Origin of the sequence: Nostoc sp. KVJ20, from assembly GCF_001712795.1 — a bacterium.
Classification (GTDB): Bacteria; Cyanobacteriota; Cyanobacteriia; order Cyanobacteriales; family Nostocaceae; genus Nostoc.
In genome coordinates this window covers 13227-34874 of the sequence record NZ_KV757675.1, presented here as the reverse complement: position 1 = coordinate 34874, position 21648 = coordinate 13227, and the positions used below count along the sequence as shown (strand labels likewise).

Below are 21648 nucleotides of genomic sequence, written 5' to 3'. Positions count from 1 at the left end.
AGCTTTGGTGGTTCTGTTGATTACAGAACCACTTTTTTTTGTCCCGAATACTACCCTATGGGGTACTATCCGTCAATAAGTCTAGGCAGTTAAGTTTGATATGTAGTTTCGATGTAAACAAACAGATGACAGACATATCAAACGGAATTGGAATTATTAGACCAAAATCAACTCTAGTCTCAACCTTGGAACTTTTAGTAAAGCCAATTACACCTGTTGCGGCTCCTGGTACTGAGGCTGTTGCCCGTACTGTTGTCCAAGGTTACTTTTTGACGATTGCAAATACTAGCAGTTCAAATATTGCAGTAAGGCTGCAATTTGCTCTAACTACACCGCTAAAACTAGGTGATTCCAAGCCCGATATATTAGCTGATACAGTGGTTATTCAGGATGTCAGTGTAGACAATCAATTTCAAGACCTAACTCCTACAGGCGATCCCAGAAAATTCACTTACTCTCTGAAAATTCCTGCCCACGATACGGCTTTGGTTACTTTACTGCCTGATGTCACCAAGCTAGATATCATCAAAGCAGCGAAATTAGAGATTCGTGGATATGTGGAAATCTCTTTAATCTCTTCTTCAGGAACAACTCCAGTTAACCTGTTATTGACGCCTGAACATAGAGGTACATTCCTGCCTCAGAACTTATTAGTATCTCGTTCTGCTTTAGACTTCGATCAATTAGCTTATTCTTTACCTACATCTGTTGGTGGAAGCCTGTTTACCCTTACAGCCCCAGTGTCTAAACAGAGCAAGGAACTGAAGATAGAAGTTAAAGAATTTGAGAAAGTTCAGAAAGATAAAGACTTCGAGAAAATTCAGGCTGAAAAACTCCCTGAGACAAGTCAAGTTGAAAATCTGACTTCAGCAGATGGTTCAAATGACCTACAGCGGCTAATCGGTCTGATGGCTCAACGTCTTGATCAAATAGAACAGGCAAATGGGCAAGCTTTCATCCAGCCCCAAGAACGCCCAAATGTCGGTCAACAAGTAGTTAATCAACCAAGGAATTAAGCAAGCGTGTTGGTTATTGTCGCCAGTCGTCATGACAAAGCCGCTAAGGCGCTGGTTGCTAATTGGGCGGCTCATGGTCATGGTGTCAGCCTACTGACGCTTGAAGATTTGTCAGTGGTTGGATGGCGACATTACTTGAGTTCTATTGATGGGGAAATCAATTCCCCCTTATCCTCCTCAGCAGTGGTAGGTGGGGTTGCGATGTCTCCGACGGGTTGCGCGATCGCTCTCGATCAAATCACTGGCGTTCTAAGTCGCCTACCTTCTATTTTTGAACAGGAACTTCTACACATTGTCCCTGAAGACCGAGCATACGTCGCTACGGAAATGAATGCCTTTTTAATTGCTTGGTTATCTAGCTTAAAATGTCCAGTCTTGAACAGACCAACGCCAACATATTTATTAGGGCCTGCTTGGCGACCTGAACAATGGGTTTATGCAGCGGCTCAACTTGGTATTCCAGTACGTCCAGTGCGACGGCAAAGTTCGATGTCGGCAAATGTATGTTCCCAGGTTCTCGAAAAATCTTCGGTCAAGGTGACGGTGGTGGGCGATCGCTGTTTGGGTGAAGTTGAAAAAACCCTAGCTTCATACGCCAGACGTATCGCTGATGCTGCTGAAGTTGACTTGTTGACAGTTCATTTTAGCAGCAGTGAATCTCCAGCAGAGTTTTTGGGCGCTGACTTGTGGACTGATATTTCTGCACCAGATGTAGGCGATGCCATCCTTGAGTATTTGAATGGAGGTAATGCCAAATGCTGATTTTGTTGTGGGGTATTACCGAAGAAGCTCCTTTAGCAGCAGTTCACTCAGAACTAACTAGTCTAGGCATACCGTCAGTATTCCTAGACCAACGAGATATTTTAGATACTGAAATTGAACTTTCTGTAGGCGATGTTTTAGATTTACCAGTCCAAGGACAAATTCGTACTTGGTATCAAAAAATTGATTTAACTGAAATCACTGCTGCTTACTTACGCCCCTATGACTCCCGCCGTCTTCCTCAAATTGCCCAAGCGGGTGTAAACAGTCCAGCTTGGCAACATGCGATCGCAGTTGATGATACCTTAATGTCTTGGTCGGAAATTACACCCGCCTTTGTCGTTAACCGTCCGTCTGCAATGGCTGCTAATGGCTCTAAACCTTATCAGTTAGAGCAAATTCGCTCACTCGGCTTTAAAGTTCCCGAAACCCTTGTTACAACAGACCCCGAAGCTGTGCGATCTTTTTGGGAACTCCACGGCGATATTATTTATAAATCAATCAGTGGTATTCGGAGCAAAGTCTCGCGTGTGGGAGTTGAGCATCTAGAACGCCTTGATAATGTATCTTTTTGTCCGACTCAGTTTCAGCAATATATACCCGGTAGAGATTATCGTGTTCATGTTGTCGGGACAGAGATTTTTGCCAGCGAGGTAATTTCTCAAGCTGATGATTACCGCTATGCCGCAGAGAATGATGAATCCACAGAAATCCGTGCTTGTCATCTTCCTAAAGAAGTAGAACAGCAGTGTAGAGTCTTGGCAAAAGCAATAAATCTACCTCTTTGCGGCATCGATTTGCGCCGCACACCTGGAGGTGATTGGTATTGCTTCGAGGTTAATCCTTCACCTGGGTTTACTTACTACCAACAGTTTACAGGTCAGCCGATTAGTACTGCGATCGCTAATTTGCTAGCAGGCAAAAATCGGATTTAATGAAAAATTAGTTTAATTAATTTCATCTTTTGAGTATGCAGTTCTTAGGGTAAATTTCGGAATTACTGCTCATTTCACCCGAAATCTAATTATTTTTCAGTACGCATAAAAAGAGACACAGTTATTCCCAAACCAATTGCTCCCCAACCTAACCAATTAATCATATTGGAAGAATAATTTAATTGAATTGGTGAAGCATTGGGATTCTGGATTAAAAAATTAATCTGTCCTGCGATCGCTTGCGCTTCCGTGGGATCTTTTCCATCTTGACCAATTTGGTAACTAATACCCTTTCTTGTTACTCCTAACACCCGAAAAAACTGTATATCTTCAGTAGAATCCTCTGTAAATCGTGTAGCATTAATTATCGCAACCTTTACCTGTGTAATATTATCAATAGTTTTCTCTTCAATTATTTGTTGACTAAATGCTAAACGTTCAGTTATTGTGCAAGATGCTGTTTTCGACTGAGTAGCTTTGCAGCTAATAATTAAACCCCCTGAGCCATACCGAAAAATACCTATACCAATTCCAGCCAAAGCAGCACCAAAAAATAAGCGCAGCAATATATCCGGTAAATTTTTCATGCTTATGCACCTATCTTGGATGGCATATGACGCTTATAATCCCTTTGTTATCATTCCCAAATCAGTACCAACCTGTAACACTCATGACCTGTTTACAAGTGCAATGGCATCGTTAGTGAATAAAAATAAATCAGAATGATTTTTATGAAGCCTTAATCTATAGCGATTCTCGAAAGAAAAATGCTCAAGCTAATTATTAAAGCCCACGGATGAATTCGTGAGCTTTTTAATGCAAGCTAACTTGTCGTTGCTGCTTTGTTTCCATTCTGGTTGCCATTTTTGCTGCCGTTACCATTCACACTGGCAATAAATGACGGTTCCTGTAAACTAGAAACTGTTGACTCGCCTCGCAGTCCCTTTCGGCGCTGGTTTTTAGGAACACCCCCCGCCATACCGTACTCCACACTACTTTTACCATATTGAGTAGCAACTCCTAAGAGCATGTGTTCTGCCATATCTGCCAACTCGCGCTCTGTTTGGAGCATTTCATGGTACAACTTATCCAAGTTGGAAAGAGCAGTGTTGTATAAATTCTCTCTAGTTCGCATCGTCTCAATTAAGGTTGAGAAGACCGGTAGGGTGAGTCCATTGCCTACACTTAAATTCGGATCAATTGAGTTCATGCTAGCAGCACGACGCGCTGCTTTTTCTAACACCTGAGAGGTTCTTTTTCTCCGAGCCATGATATGAAGCTTTTAATCTAATACGGTTAATATTCTTTACTTTAAAAAACTTCCGTATCGATCAGCTTGAGAAAACTCCGGCAATTCTACAATGGTTTTGTTACATAGCGATCGTTGTGATGAATGCGCGATATACCGAAATGAGAAAGCAATCAAGCTTTTGAGAAAGCAATATGTCTTTTTGCTTGCTAAATTTACCGAAATGAGAAAGCAATCAAGCATTTTGAGAAAGCAATATGCCTTTTTGCTTGCTGAATCTACCGAAATGAATGCGCGATATACCGAAATGAGAAAGCAATTAAGTATTTTGAGAAAGCAATATGCCTTTTTGCTTGCTAAATCCACTGAAATGAGAAAGCAATCAGGCATTTTGCTTATTGAAATCGACTTGATTGGGTATTAAAAGCTTGACAAACTTAAGACGTAGGTTGGGTGGAGCGGAGCGTAACCCAACACATTGGTGTCAACTTAACGTCAAAGCAAGTCTATAACTAGCTTTTAGATTGCCTTATTTCCAGTCTCCGACTGGGAATCCCGTCGTTGGGGCTGTCGCTTACCTTCCTGGCGGCTCGCAGCATTTCCAGCCAGAGGCTAAAAACGAGATTTGAAGAGGCTTTTAGCTTAAATGGAAATCTTTGCTTTTTCTTCTCTACGAGACGCACAAGGAAGAGACAAATTTGATGCTTTTTCACTCAGCACTTGTTACTCAGTACTAGCTCAACGCTCCGCTATCCATGTACAGCACTGTTTTGATAAGAAAGGTTTTCGTGAGTTTCTACGGATATAACAGAAGCCGACATTAGGATAGACTGGCTTTTGAATACACCTGAAATTCATCAGAGACTTAGTTTGTCGCTGCTGGTGACTTCCTTGCTGGTATTTTATTGCTTTTGACTGTATGAAACTTGCTCTAATCTACGGTAAGTCTCCCTCAAAAAGGTTTCTTAGCATTTAAAACGACCCCACTGTTTTGAGGCTATAGGCTTAGAATATTTACAAGCTTTACTTACGAATTAGCTCTCTTTAGAGAAAGTACTGTTTTTGCTGTCTAAGCTGATATTCATCCTATTTCTATCCAGATTTGTGTAGCTTATTAACAAATCAGCGGATTCATCAATATTAAGGCTGCTTTAGTATTTAGTTTCTTACCGTTGACCTATTAGACAGCTAGAGTGTTCATTTCATTTTGTTCAATAGCTTTTAGCCCTTATCGCTCCCATGCTGACCCATCACCGCAAGCCCGTGTGCTTATCACTGATTTCCACTGACCTACCAATCTGGTCTGTTGTCGAAGCTGCCGCAACATTGTATCAAAAAGATACTGATAGATTCCATTTGTTACTGACCGCGCCGCCCCTAATTAGCTGCGAAGTAGAGAGTGTAGTAAGTCCACAGGACAGACTTCCCCAAACTAAGAGCAAAGCTTACGCCCCTAACAGTCCCAGAATTTTGTGGCTGGAGATTTCCCCTTATCGCGTCATTATGACTATGCAAGGTAACGGCCAAGTGAGTTACCGTCACTTTTGGGAACAAGGCGTTTATGGCATTAGTCGCTATTGGTTGCCAACTGAGTCATTGCAACCTAACGATCCTATTCGTTTGCGAAATTTTACTAGTAGCCTAACTCTCAATGGACATCCCTTACCAGAACATTTGCGTCTGGAATATGAATTGTGGGCAGAAAAAGTCCAATTAGGATGCTACATACTTAATTTGGAAATTAAACATTGATGGGAGTGGGGAGTGAAGAAGAGAACAGGGTAAAGGTTACAGGTTACAGGCTATAGATTATTTCCTGTCACCTGTCACCTCTCCCCTAATCTCAATACCCAATCCCTTTTAACCAAAATAACTGGGTTGGTTTCCAGGTTTCCATTTAATATTGCAACCAACACTCGGCTTTTGCTCGTTTGTAACAGGTTTATCTGCCAGCACTGCTTCAATGGCTGCGCGTAAATCTGCGCCAGTTACGGGTTTATCATTACTGGGACGGCTATCATCCAATTGTCCCCGATAAACTAGTTGGCGATCGCTATCAAATACAAAAAAATCTGGTGTGCAAGCTGCTGTGTAAGCTTTTGCCGTTTCCTGGCTCTCGTCGTAGCATAAGGTAAAATTAAACCCTTGTTCTGTGGAAAATGCTTGCAACGACTCTGGCGCATCATCTGGATAATTGTGTGCATCGTTAGCACTAATGGCAACGATCGCTAAATCACCTGTAAAATAATCTTTTCCTAACTGCACTAATTCTTTTTGAATGTGCTTTACAAATGGGCAATGCCGACAAATAAACATTACCAACAGTGCTTTTTTATCTGCAAAGGTAGAAAGTGAAGTTGCCTTTCCAGATACTACTTCCGGTAGATTAAAATCTGGCGCTTTCGTGCCTAATGGCAACATCGTTGAAGCAGTTAAAGCCATATTTCACCCAATATTTTTACGCTGATAACTGCTTTGGCTATCAGTATATTTTCACTCTACCACTAAGTTTTACATAAAATTAAGAGACGGTAAATTTACCGTCTCTTACATTTGTTGAGAATTAAATTATAAAAATTAGTTTTTACAGGCTTGCCAAAACACCGATGATACCGTGTCCGGTAAATACTTCTAATGCTATTAGAGAAACAAAACCAATCATTGCTAAACGACCGTTGAGCATTTCTGCATAAGGAGTGAAGCCAGTGCGATCGCCTTGCTCATCTACATAAACTCTTGGCTCGATCGCAAAGTTGTTCAGTTTGCCTTGGTCGTCAATTATAGCAGTGTTTGTACGCATTTTATTTTCCTTTGTTTTTCTCTTATGTAAATAACTGTAACAAACTTATTAATATTTGTAAAGTATCTGAATCTGCTCAAGTAGAAATCCAAGCCAGAGATATGATAGTGGATCGAGTTCAAAGCCATGTCTAACGAACAGGCTCCGCTCCTTCTGCGTAAGCACTTTCATTCACAAATCCGTTCCCGATAAGCTAATGCATCGATTTCGAGTAGAGGTTATTGCCAAAACACCAAACCCGCAGCAGGTGATTTATGCCGCGATGCACCAGGACTATACTGATGGGTTCGTGTTTGATGAGCGCGACTCCTGGCCCTCGGAGTCACAAAGCGGCGAAGTTATTGTTAAGCGACTTTTAGCGGGTGAGAGGGGACACTACGGGCCTTTAGAGCATCCCCAGATTGTTTTCAACTGTGGTTACTTTCCCCATAATGTGATGCAGCAAGCTCGTACTCATCGTGTAGGCGTATCATTCGATGTCCAATCTTTTAGATATACAGGCAACCAATTTATTGATGTAGTAGAAGGCAAGAAAGACATAGAAGATGTTTTTTACCTACGTCCCGTTGGTTATTACACTGATAGACAAGGTAAAAAATACTATTATTCGCCAGAGCAACGAGCAGCAGACTTGGAGTGGTGTCTAGAAGCAGCTAAACGATATAAAGCTGATTTTGAGGCTGGAATGTCTGAAGAACACGCAAGAGGTAAAGTGCCTTTTGATTATCGCCAGCATTTTGTAGTTAGTTTTAATTTAAGGTCTTTCTTGCATTTTTGTGATCTGAGAAATAAGAAAGATGCTCAACTGGAAATTCAAAAGTTGTGTGAAATGATGTGGCCTCATTTTGAAGATTGGGCACCTGCGATCGCACAATGGTATGAAAAGCAGCGTCTAGGTAAAGCGAGATTAGCACCATAATCATATTTTGGGGCAATTCATACTGAATTCTCAATTCTGACTTTTGAGTTCTGAATTCTTCTTATAAAAAATTTGTAAAATGCTTTCATGCGTCGAGACTCAATATTTTACAAACTGTTTCAACAGTCTCCAACTCTGCTATTTGAGCTATTGAGCAATCCTCCAAATAATGCAGATAGTTATCGTTTTGATTCAGTCGCCGTCAAAGAGCCGAAATTTGAAATTGATGGAGTATTTCTACCACCGGAAACCGATGGTGCTGGAGTTGTATATTTTTGTGAGGTGCAGTTCCAGAAAGATGAACAACTTTATGAAAGAGTATGGGCTGAATCTTCGTTATATTTCTACCGCAACTATGCCAGATTTAGCGACTGGCAAGCAGTGATAATTTACCCGTCACGCAGTATTGAGCAAAGCAATATTCATCCTCATCGCTCATTGCTGAACGGCGAACAAATACATCGGGTGTATTTAGATGAATTAGGGGATATTCGTCAGTTACCTATATGGGTGGCGCTGATGGTATTAACTACAGTGGATGAAGAACAAGCACCAGAAGAAGCAAGGTATTTATTAACAAGAACTACTCAAGAAGTGGTATCACCATCGAGTCGCGCCATAATTGAATTAATAACGACGATCATGGTGTACCGATTTGAACAATTAACTCAAGCGGAGGTAGAGTCTATGTTAGGAATCACACTTAAGGAAACGCGAGTTTACCGAGAAATCAAGGAAGAAGGACGGGAGGAAGGACGGGAAGAAGCAACAGCTAATCTTATTCTCCGGCAATTGACAAAGCGATTTGGGGAACTTTCTCAAGAAATACGCTCCTCAATTTCTGGTTTACCTTTAGCTGTTCTAGAAGATTTGAGTGAAGCACTGTTAGATTTTACTAGCTTGGCCGATTTACAGGTTTGGCTAGAAACGCGATGAAAGTTTAGACTATCTCATATAGACATTTGCAAGACGATGGATATTCAAAAAGTTCTATGCGATCGCCGAATTATTTCCTCTGACCCAGATATTATGAGTAGCACTCCTGTGTTCGTTACGTCAGACAAGGGCTTACTATATCAGCAAAATTTTCGAGTTATTACACTTTAAATTTTAAGGAATGTCTGCAAGAGATATTTTCCATAATTTAGTTAGACTGGCTTTGCAAAAAGATGGCTGGACAATTACACACGATCCACTATCTATTGATTTAGCAGATGGACAATTACAAATTGATCTGGGTGCAGAACGGTTAATTGCTGCCCAAAAGCAAGACGAACGAATTGCTGTAGAAATCAAGAGTTTTGTTGCTCCCTCTGCGATTTCTGAGTTTCATACAGCTTTAGGACAATGTTTAAATTATCGAGTAGCGCTAAAACTAAAAGAGCCAGAGCGAGTTCTCTATTTAGCAATTCCGCTAGCAACTTATGAAGATTTTTTCTCACGGCAATTGCCACAGATGAGTATCCACGAATATCAATTGAAACTGCTAGTATTTGACCCGGAAAATGAGGTAATTGTACAATGGATAAACTAGCGGAGTATAGACAAATCATCCAGCAAGTTTTGACAAGTCATGCTCAGATTAAACCTGCCTATGGTGAAATCGAACGACAAACTATTTTTGATTTACAACAGGATCATTATCAAGTTGTGAATACGGGTTGGGAAAATCGGCATCGGGTTTATGGCTGTTTAATTCATCTAGATATTCGAGATCATAAGATTTGGATTCAGTATGATGGGACTGAGATTGGCGTGGCTAATGAATTAGTGGAGTATGGTATTCCAAAGCAGGATATCGTGCTGGCTTATCAACCTCCTTATATGCGAAAGCTGACAGAATTTGCAGTGGGATAAAGTAAGCGATCGCACTCCGATTTTTGGGTATGATTTAGAGCGATCGCGCAATGGTATGAAAAGCAGCATCTAGGTAAGGTAAAATTAGCACCTTAAATAATTGAGTATCTATGAAATGGAATAGAGTATAATAAATTACACTATTTCACAAGTAGCAAAACAATGAGTGTTATCCCATTTATATTGGATGGTAGTAATAGAACAGTAGTAGAGACCAGGGAAGAGTACGAGAGAGCTGGTGGTCTTGAAGGAGATGTAATTTTTATACAGAATCTCAATATCAAACAAATTCATAATACGAAGTCTAGCAATGCCAGCTATGATTTAAGAGTTGGTGATGAATACAGAGATCATAGAGACTCCGGTAAAACTGATCTGTTGGAGAATGGCACAATATCTCTTCAACCAGGTTCTGCCGTCATTATTGAGACAGTTGAATCAGTTCAATTTCCCAAATCTAGATTTGGCCATGTAGTTCCAAAAGTATCTCTTCTGCAAGATGGGTTATCTAACACCTCATCAAAGATAGACCCTGGATATGAAGGAAAACTTTCTATCACAGTTTTCAATTTAGGCAAAAGAACAGTTCAGCTTAAGAAAGGACAAGATTTTTGTACGCTCTATGTACTTGATGTCAGGGAAGGAGTTATTCCTTATACAAAAGACGCTAAAAAAATTGCCGGAAACTCTAGAAAGGATTTATTAAGTAGAGTTAGAGATTTTATTGAGACAAATCAGACCTACTTTACCATTATCTTAACTGTTGCAACTATAGTTTTAACAATAGTTCAAATTGTACAGCCTTTAGGTAAACAGGAAATACAGACACTTCCTAAAGAAAGCAGAGAGAAAATTAAATAATTCTTTTGACGTTTAAACCTTAGCTAGAGTTACACCCTTTAGCTGGTCTTGATACTTACCCTGGCGTGCTTCATAATTTACAGCACATGGTTCTCCTTCCAAAAACATCAACTGTACTATTCCTTCACTGGCGTAAATGCGGCAGTCAGCACTAGAAGCGTTGGATAACTCTAGTGTCAAGTAACCACGCCAAGCAGCTTCCGCTGGAGTTACATTTGCAATTATTCCACAACGAGCATAAGTACTTTTACCTATACAAATTACTGTAATATTATCTGGTATTTCCAGCCTTTCAAGGGCAACCCCAAGTCCATAAGAGTGGGCAGGCAGAATGAAGTATTTGCCATTAATATCTGTATGGAGTTCTGTTCGCTCTAAGTTTTCAGGATTAAAATTCTTAGGATCTACTACAGTGCCTGGAATATGCCTAAAAATGCGAAAATCATCTGGTGATAGCCTGATGTCATAGCCAAAGCTGCTAAGACCAAATGAAATCACAGGTAAATTCTCAAGGTGACGTATTAAACTTGGCTCAAAGGGTGAAATCAAACCCTGTTGAGCCATTTCAGTAATCCAGATATCGTTCTTAATCACAAGTTCGCTACTAACATTAATTTAAACAGACTTGATATGTTAGCACGAACTGAGTATTTATGTTTCAAGGTCGATAACTCCGGCGGATTTCTGTAATTTGATCTGCCACATCTAAGAGAGATTTTGGCATCTCTGGCCCTGTGAGAATGATATCGACGTGGGGAGGGCGTTTTGCCAGAAACGCTAAAACCTCCGTTTCAGGAATTAAACCAAAGTTAATCGCTAAACTTAACTCATCTAACACTACGAGAGAATACTTACTCTCACACACTACTTGTTGTGTATACTGCCACAGCTTTTGTAAGGCTTTGTTTTCCGTATCATCAAGATGTGGTGTATCGATACAACGAGGCAAATCACACCGAATCCAATCTAAATTTTGTCCTAATTGTATGGGTCTTTCCTGTCCTTGGCGAATACCTCCTTTGAGGAACTGCACTATTAACACTGGCGTTCCTTGTCCAGCTATTCTCAGTGATTGAGCCATGACGCTCGTAAAAAAATTGCGATGGGAGCTAGTAAAAACTTGCACTAGCCCTTCAACTGGATATGGTAGGGTCAAGGTTGAATTGATACTTTGAGTTTCTAGTTGGGCAACCATAAGGTTAAGTTTAAAAAAATACAATATGTTAAGAGTTATTGCTGACGCGAATTATTGCAAATCTATCTGTATAATCAATTTGTTTTTCAGAGGCATGGTGGATTTGGCAAATTGCATTCTTAGTCAATCACTACGTTTGTGTTGAAGTCAAGAGTTGTTTTGATGTAAATTTTTGTCTTTCCTCTGAAAGTACTTGTAAAAATGAAAACATAAGAGTTACAGTTCCAATTATTTCAAAAAGCTGGGCATAAGTCTGAAAAGCGCTAAATGTTAGATTTCCTGGTTGTTTGGGCAAAACAGACTTAGCAAGTAGTGAATTTGACAGGATGAGGAGTAAATTGTTGTGAGATTGGTGATTCTGGGAGGTTCAGGATCGGGGAAAAGCACTCAAGCACAAAGGCTTTGCAGATACTTTGAGATTCCTCTGATTTCTACAGGTGAGATTTTACGGGAAGCAATATCTGGCGATCAACCCCTGCCAGAATTTCGATGGTTGGAAGCCGATCCCCGGACTTCTCTTTCGGTTTACGCTAGCCTGAGTGAACTAGGATATCACGCACGCCCCTATATGCAAAAAGGGGAGTTAGTTCCAGACGAAATGATCATTGAATTGATCAGAATTCGCCTCAGACAACCAGATATTCACTGCGATTGGGTGTTAGAAGGCTATCCCCGTACTGCCTTCCAAGCTGAAGAATTAGATTTTTTATTAGATGATTTAGGGCAAAAGCTAGACTGGGCAATTTATCTCCAAGTTCCAGAAGCAGTAATGGTTAGTCGATCTTTGGGGCGATCGCTACCAGATGACCAACCAGAAATCGTGCAGCGCCGTGTAGAATTATTCTACGATCGCACCATTCCCATCCTAGAATATTACGATCGTCGTCGCTGCTTGTTGACCATCAACGGCGACCAATCACCAGAGATGGTGCAGCAAAATATTTTGACTCTACTTTCAATTCCTTGAAGAGTGCTGAGTGGGGGAGTTGAGAGTTAGGAGTTAGGAGTTAGGAAAAATTCTTCCCAATGCCCAATGCCCCATGCCCAATGCCCAATGCCCACTTACAACACTAAGGTAATCTTAAGGCAGTATTGTAAAACTTGAGGCAAATCCAATGGCTTGGCAGCGTCCTGATGGCCGTCTTCCCTACGAACTACGTCCGATCAGCTTTTACCCTAATTTCACCCGCTTTGCCCCCGGTTCTGTCCTCGCAAGATGTGGTGATACTCAGGTACTTTGTACCGTTAGCGTTAATAAGGGAGTTCCGAAGTTTCTCGAAGGAACTGGTAAAGGCTGGTTAACTGCTGAGTACCGAATGCTACCATCTGCTACCCAAAAACGCCAAGAAAGGGAACTATTGAAGTTATCTGGACGGACACAAGAAATTCAACGTCTAATTGGACGCAGCTTACGTGCAGCAGTGGATTTTGATGCACTGGGAGAACACACGTTGACTGTGGATGCCGATGTGTTGCAAGCCGACGCTGGAACCCGGACAACAGCCATTACAGGCTCATTTGTGGCATTGGCTCATGCAGTTTCTAAATTATTGCAAGAGGGCGTGTTGGAGCGATCGCCTTTATGTGGACAGGTAGCAGCAGTTTCCGTAGGATTACTGGAGGGAGAGCCATTTTTGGATATGAATTATATCGAAGATGTGGCTGCAACCGTAGATTTTAATGTGGTGATGAATCAACATTTGGGAATAATTGAAGTCCAAGGAACAGCCGAAGAAGGAAGCTTTAGCCGCACTCAGTTGGATCAATTGCTAGATGTCGCCCAAAAAGGAATTCAGGAATTGTTAATTGCCCAACGTGAAGCGATCGCTAACTCGGAAGCATTGTTTGTGATTAATTAGTTTTATTAATTTTTAATAAAAATTAATAAATGCATCCTTGATCGTGTTAATCAACAAAGTATCAAGTAACTGGATGTAAATAAAAATAATCATGAGAATAGTTAGTAGTTAGTGCGACTGACTACTGACAACTTGTCATTGAAGGTGATAAGGAGTGTCTAGATTTTTCCAGCCTACCTAATCTGTGATGTTAAATGTTTCAAAAGTTAAAAAGGAGGATTGTAATAAGTTCGGTATTGTATTGCCAGAAGCCAGCAATATGATGATGAAGCCATGAACAAAACCGTTGAAGTTCTACCGGATCAGCCAGCGCTGGTTGCACGAGCGCTAAAATTAATTCTTTCCAAATTAGAAACTGCCATTGAGGAGCGTGGGCGATTTACCATTGCCTTGTCTGGTGGTAGTACACCTAAACCGTTATACGAAGCGATCGCTACTCAAAAACTACCTTGGGATAAAATTCATATATTCTGGGGGGATGAGCGTTATGTACCACCAGATCATCCCGATAGCAATGAGCTAATGACGCGTCGTGCGTGGCTAGATCGTGTTGATATCCCAGCGGCTAACATTCACCCCGTACCAACTTTAGAAGCCAATCCAGAACTGGCTGCTGGTAAGTATGAAAAACATCTCAAAGAATTTTTCAATTCTTCTGGGGTTGAGTTCCCCGCGTTGGATGTAGTATTACTAGGAATGGGTGATGATGCACATACTGCATCTTTGTTTCCCCATACAGAGGCTCTTAAAGTACGCGATCGCCTCGTGACTGTGGGTAACAAAGACGGAAACCCCAGAATAAGTTTCACATACCCCTTCATCAACTCTGCTCGTAGCGTGATTTTTCTGGTTGCTGGTGCTAATAAACGACCAGCTTTAGCGCAAGTCTTTGCACCTGTAGCCGATGACTTCACTTACCCATCCCGCTTAATTCAGCCCCAAGGTGAACTTTGGTGGCTGCTAGATGCGGCAGCAGGTTTGGAACTCCAACATTGAATAATGGGGAATTGGGCATGGGGCATGGGGCATGGGAAAGAGGCAGAGGGGCAGAGGGGCAGAGGGGAAAAACTTACTGCAACTTCCCCCTACTCCCCTACTCCCCTGCTCCCCTACTCCTTTGCTTCCCTGCTTCCCGTATCCAATTCATCGTTCTATCAGCAGTAATTGCTAGAATCTAAAACTAGGGCCGCCTTCTGCTTGCCAGTCCTACTACTTTGTCAAGCTAATTTTGAGGGTTTGTAGTAAGCACACTTTGTGCTTAGAAAATAAGGACTAAAGTCCTTACTACGAACTTGCTTACCCATCAATTTAAACTTGACAGATTACTACTTATATCTATGATGATCTTGAACAAAGGCTAAATATCGATGATCGTCTGCCCTAATTGCAATCATCCCAACCCTGATGGCGCTGTCCAGTGTGAAGCTTGCTATACACCGTTACCCGCAACTACTAACTGTCCCAGTTGTGGGGCAACTGTGCAAGCAGATGCCGCATTCTGTGGTCAGTGTGGCTATAACCTTCATTCAGCAGGAGTTCCACACGTTCATCCCGCAACAGTAGCTACAACAGTTACTCCCGATGTTCCTGTGGAAGTGCCAGCGTTAGTTCCACCAGATCCACTGTTAGAACTTTTGCAACCAGATTCCTTGGGAATAAGCGGTTCTACTAACTCCCATCCTCCTAGCTCATCTTTACCACCAACAGAGGTGGCAGTTCCCCCAGAACCAGCGCCACAGGTATCTGTTTCAAACAGTAGCCCTCCAGAACTGGCACAAACCGTTGCAGCTCAACCTGTAGTCTCTATACAAAGTATTCCTACTCCACCACCCTTAGAACCAGCGCCTGCCCCTGAAGCCGAAGTACCCGCGCCAGCAGCACCAGCACCAACTGTAACTGCTGCCAGAACGCAATTGCAGCAGGTTACAGCGAAGTTAATCCACGTTCAAAGCGATTTGCTAATTGAATTGCCGCAAAATCTCTCTGTAATTCATATTGGCAAGTCCAATGACCGGATTCCCCCAGATATAGATGTTTCAGGATTTCCCAATTCAGAAATTGTCTCGCGGATTCATGCAGATATTCGCGTTGAGGGAGATGCTCATTATGTAGAGGATGTGGGAAGTTCTAATGGTACTTACATTAATAATTTGCCACTTTTACCAGGAAACCGTCATCGCTTGCGACCAGGCGATCGCATCAGCTTGGGTAAAGGAGACTTAATGACATTCCTCTTTCAACTTGCTTAACTGATTCTTGATCAATTGTGACATCAGTCTAAGCATTTTCTGCCCACCCTCCGGTATCCCTTTGGGAGGATCTACAAATAAACCGCATCGGACAAGCGACGGATAACTATGTTGTTTTTGATAGCGCCATAGTTCACAGCCGTCGCTTCGAGGTGCGAATTGTTGCATTGCCCAGCAACTCCATTACCTTAATAATTACACTAGGATGGATGAAAATACACTGCCAATTTTAGATTGTGAATTTTTCAGAAAATCTAAAATCCAAAATCCAAAATCCAAAATTGAGTGACCTATGAGGGAACCAAGTAAAAATTTTGAAACCTTGCTCACCAAAGAAGCCCCGCCAGTTGTTGAACGTATGGGGCTAACCTGGCTAATTGCAGCAGCGATCGCAACTGCTTTACTGTGGCAAGTACCAGGAGGAGATTATATCTTATACCCGTTTACAATTCTGGCAACTTGGTTTCATGAAATGGGTCACGGCTTAATGGCACTCCTATTAGGGGGACAGTTCCGGCAATTAGAGATTTTTAGCAATGGTTCCGGTGTTGCAACTTATAGCATCCGATCGTCATTGGGGCCAATTGGTCTGGCATTGATCGCAGCCGCAGGGCCAATGGGGCCGCCTCTTGCCGGTGCAGCTTTGATTCTGGCTTCCCGCAGTTTTAGAGCAGCTTCTTTGAGTTTGAAAATTTTAGGCGGTTTTTTGCTATTTTCCACCTTAATTTGGGTACGTTCCTGGTTTGGATTGGTAGCAATTCCTTTGTTGGGTTTAATAATCTTGGGTATCGCCCTGAAAGCACCTCGTTGGGCACAAGGATTTGCTATTCAATTTTTGGGTGTACAAGCTTGTGTGAGTACCTTCCATCAACTTAATTATCTATTTAGTAGTTCTGCTGGTTCCCTTGGACTCTCTGATACAGCGCAAATGCAGAGGTATTTGCTTTTACCTTACTGGTTTTGGGGCGGGTTGATGGCGATCGCATCTCTGGTGATTTTAGTCCAAAGTCTCCGCGTTGCCTATCGTTCGGAGTAATGAGTAAGAGGCATCATCAAAAGTGGGAATTTCTTAATTTTAGCTCTGGAATGGGGGATAAAGCCTGTCGCCCAGATGTAAGTCGGAGTAATAGAGGACGCAAGAAATCTACTACTGCGCTTTCTGCTGGACAGGAAGCCCACACTGTACCGTCAGGTCAGTGTGGGTAGTTCACTAACCTTGTTGTTACTACTGATGAACTTTATTGTTCCGAGTTTTTTTGGATCGCGATCGCTACAGGTTCCCCATAGCACTTTCCTGGCTCAAGTAGAAGCTTAATTCGATCAGATAATTCACAAATTAATCTAAAGATGATACCGCAAGACGCACGACAATACGCACCAGCAACCGAGCGTAACCGCGAACCAATTTTAGAAGTACTTTTACAAGTGTTGCCGGAGAGTGGCACTATTTTAGAGATAGCAAGTGGAACTGGTGAACACGCAGTCTTTTTTGCTTCCAGGCTCAGGGATTGTTTGTGGCTGCCAACAGATGCAAATCCACAATCAAGAGCTAGCATTATTGCATGGACTGAACACAATGTATGTGATAACGTTTATCCACCGCAACATCTTGATGTCAGAGAACCAGTTTGGGTAGTGGAGAATAGTTCATTTGATTGGCTCTCTAAGAAGCCAATTGTTGCGATCGTCAACATCAATATGATTCACATTTCACCTTGGTCAGCCTGTTTGGGGTTAATGGCAGGAGCCGGTCGTATCTTAAAAACAGGAGGTATCCTCTATTTGTATGGCCCCTTCAAACAAAGTGGAAAACTAGAAGCAGCAAGTAATACAGCTTTTGACGAATATTTACGTGCCGAAAACCCAGAGTGGGGTGTACGTAACTTGGATGATGTTGTAGCAGTAGCTAGCGCACAAAATCTCACCTTGAAACAGATTTACCAAATGCCAGCAAATAATCTTTCAGTAGTGTTTCAACGTTCTACAGCAATCCGATAGCGAAGCGGTAGCGAGTCTTGTCTACGACACGCTACGCGAACGAGCGTCTTTGATTTCTGAATCACTCGTAGAGGTAAGGGACTGGGGATTGGGGACTGGGAAGAAGGAATAAAGGCAATACTGCTCGGTTAAGGATTTTTAACTCGGAATTTGGTTTAGGGAAAAGGTTAAAGGGTAAAGGTTAAAGGTTTTTTCTTTCCCCTTTCCCCTTCCCCTTTTCCCCTTAACCGACAAGTATTGGGAATAAAGGTAATTATGGATGGTGAAAATATTTTCAGTGATGGGCGAACCTATCGGTTAAATTAAGCCTTGTTGTAATTGAAAATATTGTAGAGTACAGAATTGTCCTAAGTATTGCCCTACGCAACTCACCCTATGACTACCGCACCCTTAAGCTGGGAAGAACTAGAAACCCTCACGGACTATCAAATAGATACGGTTAATGGTCTCACCAACGCTAAAGCCAGGTTGCGCTTGTTTGGTCAGTCCGAATCTGATGTGCGGGTAACGCTGTATCGCGATAACCACGCTTGGTGTCCTTACTGTCAAAAAGTTTGGTTATGGCTAGAGGAAAAACAAATCCCCTATCGGATCGAAAAAGTGACAATGTTTTGCTATGGGGAGAAAGAAAGTTGGTACAAACGTAAAGTACCATCAGGAATGCTCCCCGCGATCGAGCTAGATGGACGGATTATTAAGGAAAGCGATGACATTTTGATCGCTTTGGAAAAGGTATTTGATCCATTGAACCAAGGGATGGAAGACCGCATGGTGCTTCCTCTACGTCAATTAGAACGACTTTTATTTAGAGCCTGGTGCACTTGGCTGTGTTCTAGAGTCGGTTCCTCTCAACAAGAACAACGCAACCGAGAACAATTTATCGGAGTGGTGGCTCAGGTCGAGGAGGCTCTGGGTCGCACCCCAAGCCCTTACTTTCTAGATAGCTTCGGCATCGTCGATGTCATTTTTACACCTTATGTCGAACGGATGAATGCGAGCCTTTACTACTACAAGGGCTACTCCCTACGAGAGGAAAACCCTCGCTTGAGCGCATGGTTTGCCGCAATGGAAAGCCGACCTACCTACTGCGGTACCCAAAGCGACTTTCACACCCACGTACATGATTTGCCGCCTCAGATGGGGGGCTGTTGGGAAAACAGCGAACCCCAGATGCTTATCAATAAAGCGCGGGTGGATAACGGCCCCTGGTTTGGGCTACCAGATGTTGCTTATCCAGAACCCGAAAATTCTCGTATGGAAGCTCTTCAACGAACTATCGAACACCGCATCAATATTATCCGAGTCAACCCCTTAGATGATAAATTGTTTGATCAAGCGCTACGTTGTGCTTTAACACACATGATGACAGGTGAAGACTGTGTACCTCCATCGGGATCTGATGTCGCTCTCCGATATTTGCGCGATCGCATTAATGTACCACGAGACATGTCTATCTACGCAGCCAAGCGATTGAGGGAATCTTTGGAGAAAACCGCAGCCCTTGCGGGTGATGGGCAGCCAGCCCCCATTCCCACTAAGCATCGACGAGATCAAGACCCGTCTAACTTTGCCATCAAGTAAAATATACTGTTAAAAAAATTCGCCGCTAATAACTCTTGCCTTAGCGTCCTTCGCGGTTTGATACCCTAACCATGTCCACCCAACCCACAATTCAAAGCATATACACCGATGGTGCTTGCACCGGCAATCCTGGCCCTGGCGGCTGGGGTGTTGTTGTCTACTTCAGCGATGGTTCAATCCACGAAATGGGCGATGCATCCCCTCATACCACTAATAATAAAATGGAGATGCAAGCTGCGATCGCAGCCCTCCAATTTTTGCAAACATCTGAACAAGCCCAACCCATCACCCTGCATACCGATAGCGAATACCTGATTAACTGCGTTACCAAGTGGGTGAAAGGCTGGAAAATGAAAGGCTGGAAAAAATCAGATGGTAAACCAGTCCAAAACCAAGACCTTTTAGAAATTTTGGATGAACTCAATACCCAACAGGTAAAATGGCAACACGTCCGAGGACATTCTGGTAACATAGGTAACGAACGTTGTGATGTGATCGCTCGCACATACGCCAGCGGCAAAACCCCTTCTCTGCAACAATTATCTTCCAAAAATATTTACAAATCTTTACCTTCCCAAAATGAACTAAATGTAGCAAAAGTAGCTGATTATGAAAAAAACTCTAGAATAACTAACCAAAGTCCGCAAGAAATCAGTACTTCTGCACCAGAAATAACCGTTATGGAACCATCAACTGGCCCAACTACGGCCGCAACAGATGAAAAACCGCCAGAAATGAGGGTTTCGCAACTCCGCAGCTTGGTCGAAACTCTGCGTATTGCTGATGAAATTTCTGAAAAAGGCTACTTAATCACCAGTTCTGAGTTAGCAGACTTGATGGATGTCCACGCTAGCGCTGTCACTAGTCGTGGAGATCAATGGCGTTGGCGAAACTGGATAGTGTCACGGGTACGTCGTGAAGGAAATCAAATTCTTTGGGAATTGGAACGTGGGGATCAAGTAGGAGGTGAAGAGGATTAAGGGAATGGGGAGTGGGGAGTGGGGAATGGGGAATTTTATTTCTAAGTCCTCACTCAGCACTCATCACTAACCACTATACTTGCGTCCTCGCCACTCGCGGGGGGTGCGGAACGCAGATAAGAAGATTCGTAGCACAGCTAAGGGATCGGCTAAAGGGGAAAGCCAGAATAACCAGCCGCCTTTAGCGTTTGTGCGATCATAAGAAGGTGCGATCGCTATCAGCATAGCAAAGCGAATCACCAGCAGGAATAAATTCAGTCCCAGCAGGAGAAGTGTAGGGATGGGTAGAGACGCGATTAATCCCGTCTGTAGCAAGTGTGAGAGTAGGGAAGAAATCAACAGGTAAGTGAGGACAATTAAAAGAGGTAGACCTTGAACAGATGTAAGTAGCCATAAATCTCCCCACAACTGAGAACGAGAAGTTGCATCTTTGAGATCGAGACTGCGCCCCCATTCCTTCCACGTCTCCATCGCCCCTTCATACATCCGTACTTTCAACACCTTTGCGCCATCTAAAAAGCCCACTTTATACCCTTGGATAGCAATATTCCGTGCTAACGTGACATCATCACAAAAAGAACTCCTCGCACTGCTATAACCACCCACAGCAGCAAGAACGGAGCGACGACACAAAAAGCACTGCCCATTAGCCATAACCCGTTCTGGCTGCTCTGCATTAATCCCCGCTGGGTCAAATCGGTAAAGCAGAGTCATCAACAAAGCGGGTTGTAGCCAGCATTCTCCTGGATATTTGAGAATGAACTGGGGTGAAAGGGAAACCAAGTCATAGCCTTGTGCTTCAGCCGTCTTCACCAAACCAGCCACTAAACCAGGATGTGGTTGGATATCAGCATCTAGCCCCAGAAACCACTGACTAGCCTCTGAGCTATATAGAAAACCGTTATGCAACGCCCAAGGACGCCCTACCCAACCATCGGGTAAGGGATCATCTGTCATGATGCGAAAGCGCGGATCTTTCTGCTGTGAGGCTTTTACCAAGTCGGGAGTACCATCACTAGACTTGCTATCTACAACCATAATTTCTCGAACTTCATAGCTTTGCTGACTTAAACCAGCCAACAGAGGGCTAATGCGAAGCGCCTCATTTAGTGTGGGAACGACGACGCTAACTTTACCCAAAAGCTCCGGTGTCGGCTGTTGGGGTTCTATTGGAGGATGGCGTCTTGGCCCCTTTAACAGGCGCGAAAATAGAATTGCCGTTGCTGGTAACTGGATAAGTAGCAATAAAAGGGAGATAGCGCTTTCTACTATCAAAGCGTTGTCATTGGTCATTGGTCATTGGTCATTGGTCATTGGTCATTAGAAATGGGGCATAGGGCATGGGGCATGGGGCATTGACTATTACCCTTGTCTTCCCCATCTCCCT

26 protein-coding genes are annotated in these 21648 nt (G+C 42.8%); 19 read left to right on the top strand and 7 right to left on the bottom strand.

Annotated elements, in window-relative coordinates:
• Positions 1 to 125: 125 nt before the first annotated feature.
• The 3 genes from A4S05_RS27430 to A4S05_RS27420 are packed head-to-tail and all read left to right on the top strand — an operon-like array spanning position 126 to position 2713.
• Positions 126 to 1016, top strand: coding sequence for a hypothetical protein (locus A4S05_RS27430; RefSeq protein WP_069072951.1), 891 nt, complete (start codon positions 126 to 128; stop codon positions 1014 to 1016).
• Between the two features lie 6 nt (positions 1017 to 1022).
• On the top strand, positions 1023 to 1778 hold the full coding sequence (locus A4S05_RS27425; protein ID WP_069072950.1) for a hypothetical protein: 756 nt from the start codon (positions 1023 to 1025) through the stop codon (positions 1776 to 1778).
• Positions 1772 to 2713, top strand: a complete 942-nt coding sequence (locus tag A4S05_RS27420) for an ATP-grasp domain-containing protein (protein WP_069072949.1) — start codon at positions 1772 to 1774, stop codon at positions 2711 to 2713. Before A4S05_RS27425 ends, A4S05_RS27420 begins: the two co-directional genes overlap by 7 nt.
• 89 nt (positions 2714 to 2802) lie before the next feature.
• Here A4S05_RS27420 and A4S05_RS27415 read toward each other — a convergent pair whose 3' ends face one another.
• Entirely contained in the window at positions 2803 to 3300 is a 498-nt protein-coding gene (locus A4S05_RS27415; RefSeq protein ID WP_069072948.1) for a hypothetical protein, read from the bottom strand.
• 236 nt (positions 3301 to 3536) lie between these two features.
• Positions 3537 to 3983, bottom strand: a complete 447-nt coding sequence (locus tag A4S05_RS27410) for a hypothetical protein (protein WP_069072947.1) — start codon at positions 3981 to 3983, stop codon at positions 3537 to 3539.
• Positions 3984 to 4074: 91 nt separating this feature from the next.
• On the opposite strand from A4S05_RS27410, the gene A4S05_RS42095 reads away from it, so the two are divergent.
• Together A4S05_RS42095 and A4S05_RS27400 are read left to right on the top strand one after the other, a co-directional pair.
• Entirely contained in the window at positions 4075 to 4386 is a 312-nt protein-coding gene (locus A4S05_RS42095) for a hypothetical protein (protein ID WP_176727125.1), read from the top strand.
• A gap of 815 nt (positions 4387 to 5201) precedes the next feature.
• A complete protein-coding gene (locus tag A4S05_RS27400; protein WP_069072946.1) occupies positions 5202 to 5714 on the top strand; it encodes a hypothetical protein in 513 nt (170 codons plus the stop codon).
• Between the two features lie 108 nt (positions 5715 to 5822).
• Here A4S05_RS27400 and A4S05_RS27395 read toward each other — a convergent pair whose 3' ends face one another.
• Together A4S05_RS27395 and A4S05_RS27390 are read right to left on the bottom strand one after the other, a co-directional pair.
• A complete protein-coding gene (locus A4S05_RS27395; protein WP_069072945.1) occupies positions 5823 to 6404 on the bottom strand; it encodes a thioredoxin family protein in 582 nt (193 codons plus the stop codon).
• 142 nt (positions 6405 to 6546) lie between these two features.
• Positions 6547 to 6762: a chlorophyll a/b-binding protein gene (locus A4S05_RS27390; RefSeq protein WP_069072944.1), complete on the bottom strand. Its 216-nt coding sequence runs from the start codon at positions 6760 to 6762 to the stop codon at positions 6547 to 6549.
• 196 nt (positions 6763 to 6958) lie between these two features.
• Here A4S05_RS27390 and thyX point away from each other — a divergent pair, with 196 nt between their 5' ends.
• The 5 genes from thyX (at position 6959) to A4S05_RS27365 (ending at position 10399) form a co-directional block, all read left to right on the top strand.
• Entirely contained in the window at positions 6959 to 7681 is a 723-nt protein-coding gene (gene thyX, locus A4S05_RS27385; RefSeq protein WP_069072943.1) for an FAD-dependent thymidylate synthase, read from the top strand.
• Between the two features lie 87 nt (positions 7682 to 7768).
• Complete coding sequence (locus A4S05_RS27380; protein WP_069072942.1) at positions 7769 to 8617, top strand: Rpn family recombination-promoting nuclease/putative transposase; 849 nt, start codon at positions 7769 to 7771, stop codon at positions 8615 to 8617.
• A gap of 181 nt (positions 8618 to 8798) precedes the next feature.
• Positions 8799 to 9215: a XisH family protein gene (locus A4S05_RS27375; RefSeq protein ID WP_069072941.1), complete on the top strand. Its 417-nt coding sequence runs from the start codon at positions 8799 to 8801 to the stop codon at positions 9213 to 9215.
• The gene (locus tag A4S05_RS27370) at positions 9203 to 9538 is read left to right on the top strand and encodes a XisI protein (RefSeq protein ID WP_069072940.1); all 336 of its coding nucleotides are present in this window, start codon (positions 9203 to 9205) and stop codon (positions 9536 to 9538) included. Before A4S05_RS27375 ends, A4S05_RS27370 begins: the two co-directional genes overlap by 13 nt.
• A gap of 162 nt (positions 9539 to 9700) precedes the next feature.
• A complete protein-coding gene (locus tag A4S05_RS27365) occupies positions 9701 to 10399 on the top strand; it encodes a dCTP deaminase domain-containing protein (RefSeq protein WP_069072939.1) in 699 nt (232 codons plus the stop codon).
• Positions 10400 to 10411: 12 nt separating this feature from the next.
• Here the strand turns inward: A4S05_RS27365 and dcd are convergent, their stop codons facing one another.
• Both dcd and A4S05_RS27355 read right to left on the bottom strand, forming a co-directional pair.
• Complete coding sequence (dcd, locus tag A4S05_RS27360) at positions 10412 to 10963, bottom strand: dCTP deaminase (protein WP_069072938.1); 552 nt, start codon at positions 10961 to 10963, stop codon at positions 10412 to 10414.
• Positions 10964 to 11057: 94 nt separating this feature from the next.
• Entirely contained in the window at positions 11058 to 11594 is a 537-nt protein-coding gene (locus A4S05_RS27355; protein WP_069072937.1) for a P-loop NTPase family protein, read from the bottom strand.
• A 343-nt stretch (positions 11595 to 11937) separates the two neighbouring features.
• Here A4S05_RS27355 and A4S05_RS27350 point away from each other — a divergent pair, with 343 nt between their 5' ends.
• The 9 genes from A4S05_RS27350 to rnhA all read left to right on the top strand — a co-directional run bounded on the left by A4S05_RS27350 (position 11938) and on the right by rnhA (position 20261).
• Positions 11938 to 12561, top strand: coding sequence for an adenylate kinase family protein (locus A4S05_RS27350; protein ID WP_069072936.1), 624 nt, complete (start codon positions 11938 to 11940; stop codon positions 12559 to 12561).
• A 148-nt stretch (positions 12562 to 12709) separates the two neighbouring features.
• Entirely contained in the window at positions 12710 to 13453 is a 744-nt protein-coding gene (rph, locus tag A4S05_RS27345) for a ribonuclease PH (protein WP_069072935.1), read from the top strand.
• A gap of 273 nt (positions 13454 to 13726) precedes the next feature.
• Complete coding sequence (gene pgl, locus A4S05_RS27340; protein ID WP_069072934.1) at positions 13727 to 14449, top strand: 6-phosphogluconolactonase; 723 nt, start codon at positions 13727 to 13729, stop codon at positions 14447 to 14449.
• 371 nt (positions 14450 to 14820) lie between these two features.
• The gene (locus A4S05_RS27335; RefSeq protein ID WP_069072933.1) at positions 14821 to 15702 is read left to right on the top strand and encodes an FHA domain-containing protein; all 882 of its coding nucleotides are present in this window, start codon (positions 14821 to 14823) and stop codon (positions 15700 to 15702) included.
• Positions 15703 to 15994: 292 nt separating this feature from the next.
• Positions 15995 to 16738, top strand: a complete 744-nt coding sequence (locus tag A4S05_RS27330) for a M50 family metallopeptidase (RefSeq protein ID WP_069072932.1) — start codon at positions 15995 to 15997, stop codon at positions 16736 to 16738.
• Complete coding sequence (locus A4S05_RS40660) at positions 16738 to 16908, top strand: hypothetical protein (protein ID WP_256091194.1); 171 nt, start codon at positions 16738 to 16740, stop codon at positions 16906 to 16908. The genes A4S05_RS27330 and A4S05_RS40660 overlap by 1 nt, the downstream gene beginning before the upstream one ends.
• 141 nt (positions 16909 to 17049) lie before the next feature.
• Positions 17050 to 17700, top strand: a complete 651-nt coding sequence (locus A4S05_RS27325) for a DUF938 domain-containing protein (protein WP_069072931.1) — start codon at positions 17050 to 17052, stop codon at positions 17698 to 17700.
• 375 nt (positions 17701 to 18075) lie between these two features.
• Positions 18076 to 19281: a glutathione S-transferase family protein gene (locus A4S05_RS27320; RefSeq protein WP_069072930.1), complete on the top strand. Its 1206-nt coding sequence runs from the start codon at positions 18076 to 18078 to the stop codon at positions 19279 to 19281.
• 71 nt (positions 19282 to 19352) lie between these two features.
• Positions 19353 to 20261, top strand: a complete 909-nt coding sequence (gene rnhA / locus A4S05_RS27315) for a ribonuclease HI (RefSeq protein ID WP_069072929.1) — start codon at positions 19353 to 19355, stop codon at positions 20259 to 20261.
• A gap of 66 nt (positions 20262 to 20327) precedes the next feature.
• Here the strand turns inward: rnhA and cruG are convergent, their stop codons facing one another.
• A complete protein-coding gene (gene cruG / locus A4S05_RS27310) occupies positions 20328 to 21554 on the bottom strand; it encodes a 2'-O-glycosyltransferase CruG (RefSeq protein WP_069072928.1) in 1227 nt (408 codons plus the stop codon).
• Positions 21555 to 21648 lie beyond the last annotated feature (94 nt).

What these genes read in the sequence shown, in the direction of transcription:
- A4S05_RS27430 (WP_069072951.1), top strand. Translation starts at nt 126, where the DNA reads ATGACAGACATATCAAACGGAATTGGAATTATTAGACCAAAATCAACT.
- A4S05_RS27420 (WP_069072949.1), top strand. Translation starts at nt 1,772, where the DNA reads ATGCTGATTTTGTTGTGGGGTATTACCGAAGAAGCTCCTTTAGCAGCA.
- A4S05_RS27415 (WP_069072948.1), bottom strand. Translation starts at nt 3,300, where the DNA reads ATGAAAAATTTACCGGATATATTGCTGCGCTTATTTTTTGGTGCTGCT.
- A4S05_RS27410 (WP_069072947.1), bottom strand. Translation starts at nt 3,983, where the DNA reads ATGGCTCGGAGAAAAAGAACCTCTCAGGTGTTAGAAAAAGCAGCGCGT.
- A4S05_RS42095 (WP_176727125.1), top strand. Translation starts at nt 4,075, where the DNA reads ATGGTTTTGTTACATAGCGATCGTTGTGATGAATGCGCGATATACCGA.
- A4S05_RS27400 (WP_069072946.1), top strand. Translation starts at nt 5,202, where the DNA reads ATGCTGACCCATCACCGCAAGCCCGTGTGCTTATCACTGATTTCCACT.
- A4S05_RS27395 (WP_069072945.1), bottom strand. Translation starts at nt 6,404, where the DNA reads ATGGCTTTAACTGCTTCAACGATGTTGCCATTAGGCACGAAAGCGCCA.
- A4S05_RS27390 (WP_069072944.1), bottom strand. Translation starts at nt 6,762, where the DNA reads ATGCGTACAAACACTGCTATAATTGACGACCAAGGCAAACTGAACAAC.
- thyX (WP_069072943.1), top strand. Translation starts at nt 6,959, where the DNA reads ATGCATCGATTTCGAGTAGAGGTTATTGCCAAAACACCAAACCCGCAG.
- A4S05_RS27380 (WP_069072942.1), top strand. Translation starts at nt 7,769, where the DNA reads ATGCGTCGAGACTCAATATTTTACAAACTGTTTCAACAGTCTCCAACT.
- A4S05_RS27375 (WP_069072941.1), top strand. Translation starts at nt 8,799, where the DNA reads ATGTCTGCAAGAGATATTTTCCATAATTTAGTTAGACTGGCTTTGCAA.
- A4S05_RS27370 (WP_069072940.1), top strand. Translation starts at nt 9,203, where the DNA reads ATGGATAAACTAGCGGAGTATAGACAAATCATCCAGCAAGTTTTGACA.
- A4S05_RS27365 (WP_069072939.1), top strand. Translation starts at nt 9,701, where the DNA reads ATGAGTGTTATCCCATTTATATTGGATGGTAGTAATAGAACAGTAGTA.
- dcd (WP_069072938.1), bottom strand. Translation starts at nt 10,963, where the DNA reads ATGGCTCAACAGGGTTTGATTTCACCCTTTGAGCCAAGTTTAATACGT.
- A4S05_RS27355 (WP_069072937.1), bottom strand. Translation starts at nt 11,594, where the DNA reads ATGGTTGCCCAACTAGAAACTCAAAGTATCAATTCAACCTTGACCCTA.
- rph (WP_069072935.1), top strand. Translation starts at nt 12,710, where the DNA reads ATGGCTTGGCAGCGTCCTGATGGCCGTCTTCCCTACGAACTACGTCCG.
- pgl (WP_069072934.1), top strand. Translation starts at nt 13,727, where the DNA reads ATGAACAAAACCGTTGAAGTTCTACCGGATCAGCCAGCGCTGGTTGCA.
- A4S05_RS27335 (WP_069072933.1), top strand. Translation starts at nt 14,821, where the DNA reads ATGATCGTCTGCCCTAATTGCAATCATCCCAACCCTGATGGCGCTGTC.
- A4S05_RS27330 (WP_069072932.1), top strand. Translation starts at nt 15,995, where the DNA reads ATGAGGGAACCAAGTAAAAATTTTGAAACCTTGCTCACCAAAGAAGCC.
- A4S05_RS40660 (WP_256091194.1), top strand. Translation starts at nt 16,738, where the DNA reads ATGAGTAAGAGGCATCATCAAAAGTGGGAATTTCTTAATTTTAGCTCT.
- A4S05_RS27325 (WP_069072931.1), top strand. Translation starts at nt 17,050, where the DNA reads ATGATACCGCAAGACGCACGACAATACGCACCAGCAACCGAGCGTAAC.
- A4S05_RS27320 (WP_069072930.1), top strand. Translation starts at nt 18,076, where the DNA reads ATGACTACCGCACCCTTAAGCTGGGAAGAACTAGAAACCCTCACGGAC.
- rnhA (WP_069072929.1), top strand. Translation starts at nt 19,353, where the DNA reads ATGTCCACCCAACCCACAATTCAAAGCATATACACCGATGGTGCTTGC.
- cruG (WP_069072928.1), bottom strand. Translation starts at nt 21,554, where the DNA reads ATGACCAATGACAACGCTTTGATAGTAGAAAGCGCTATCTCCCTTTTA.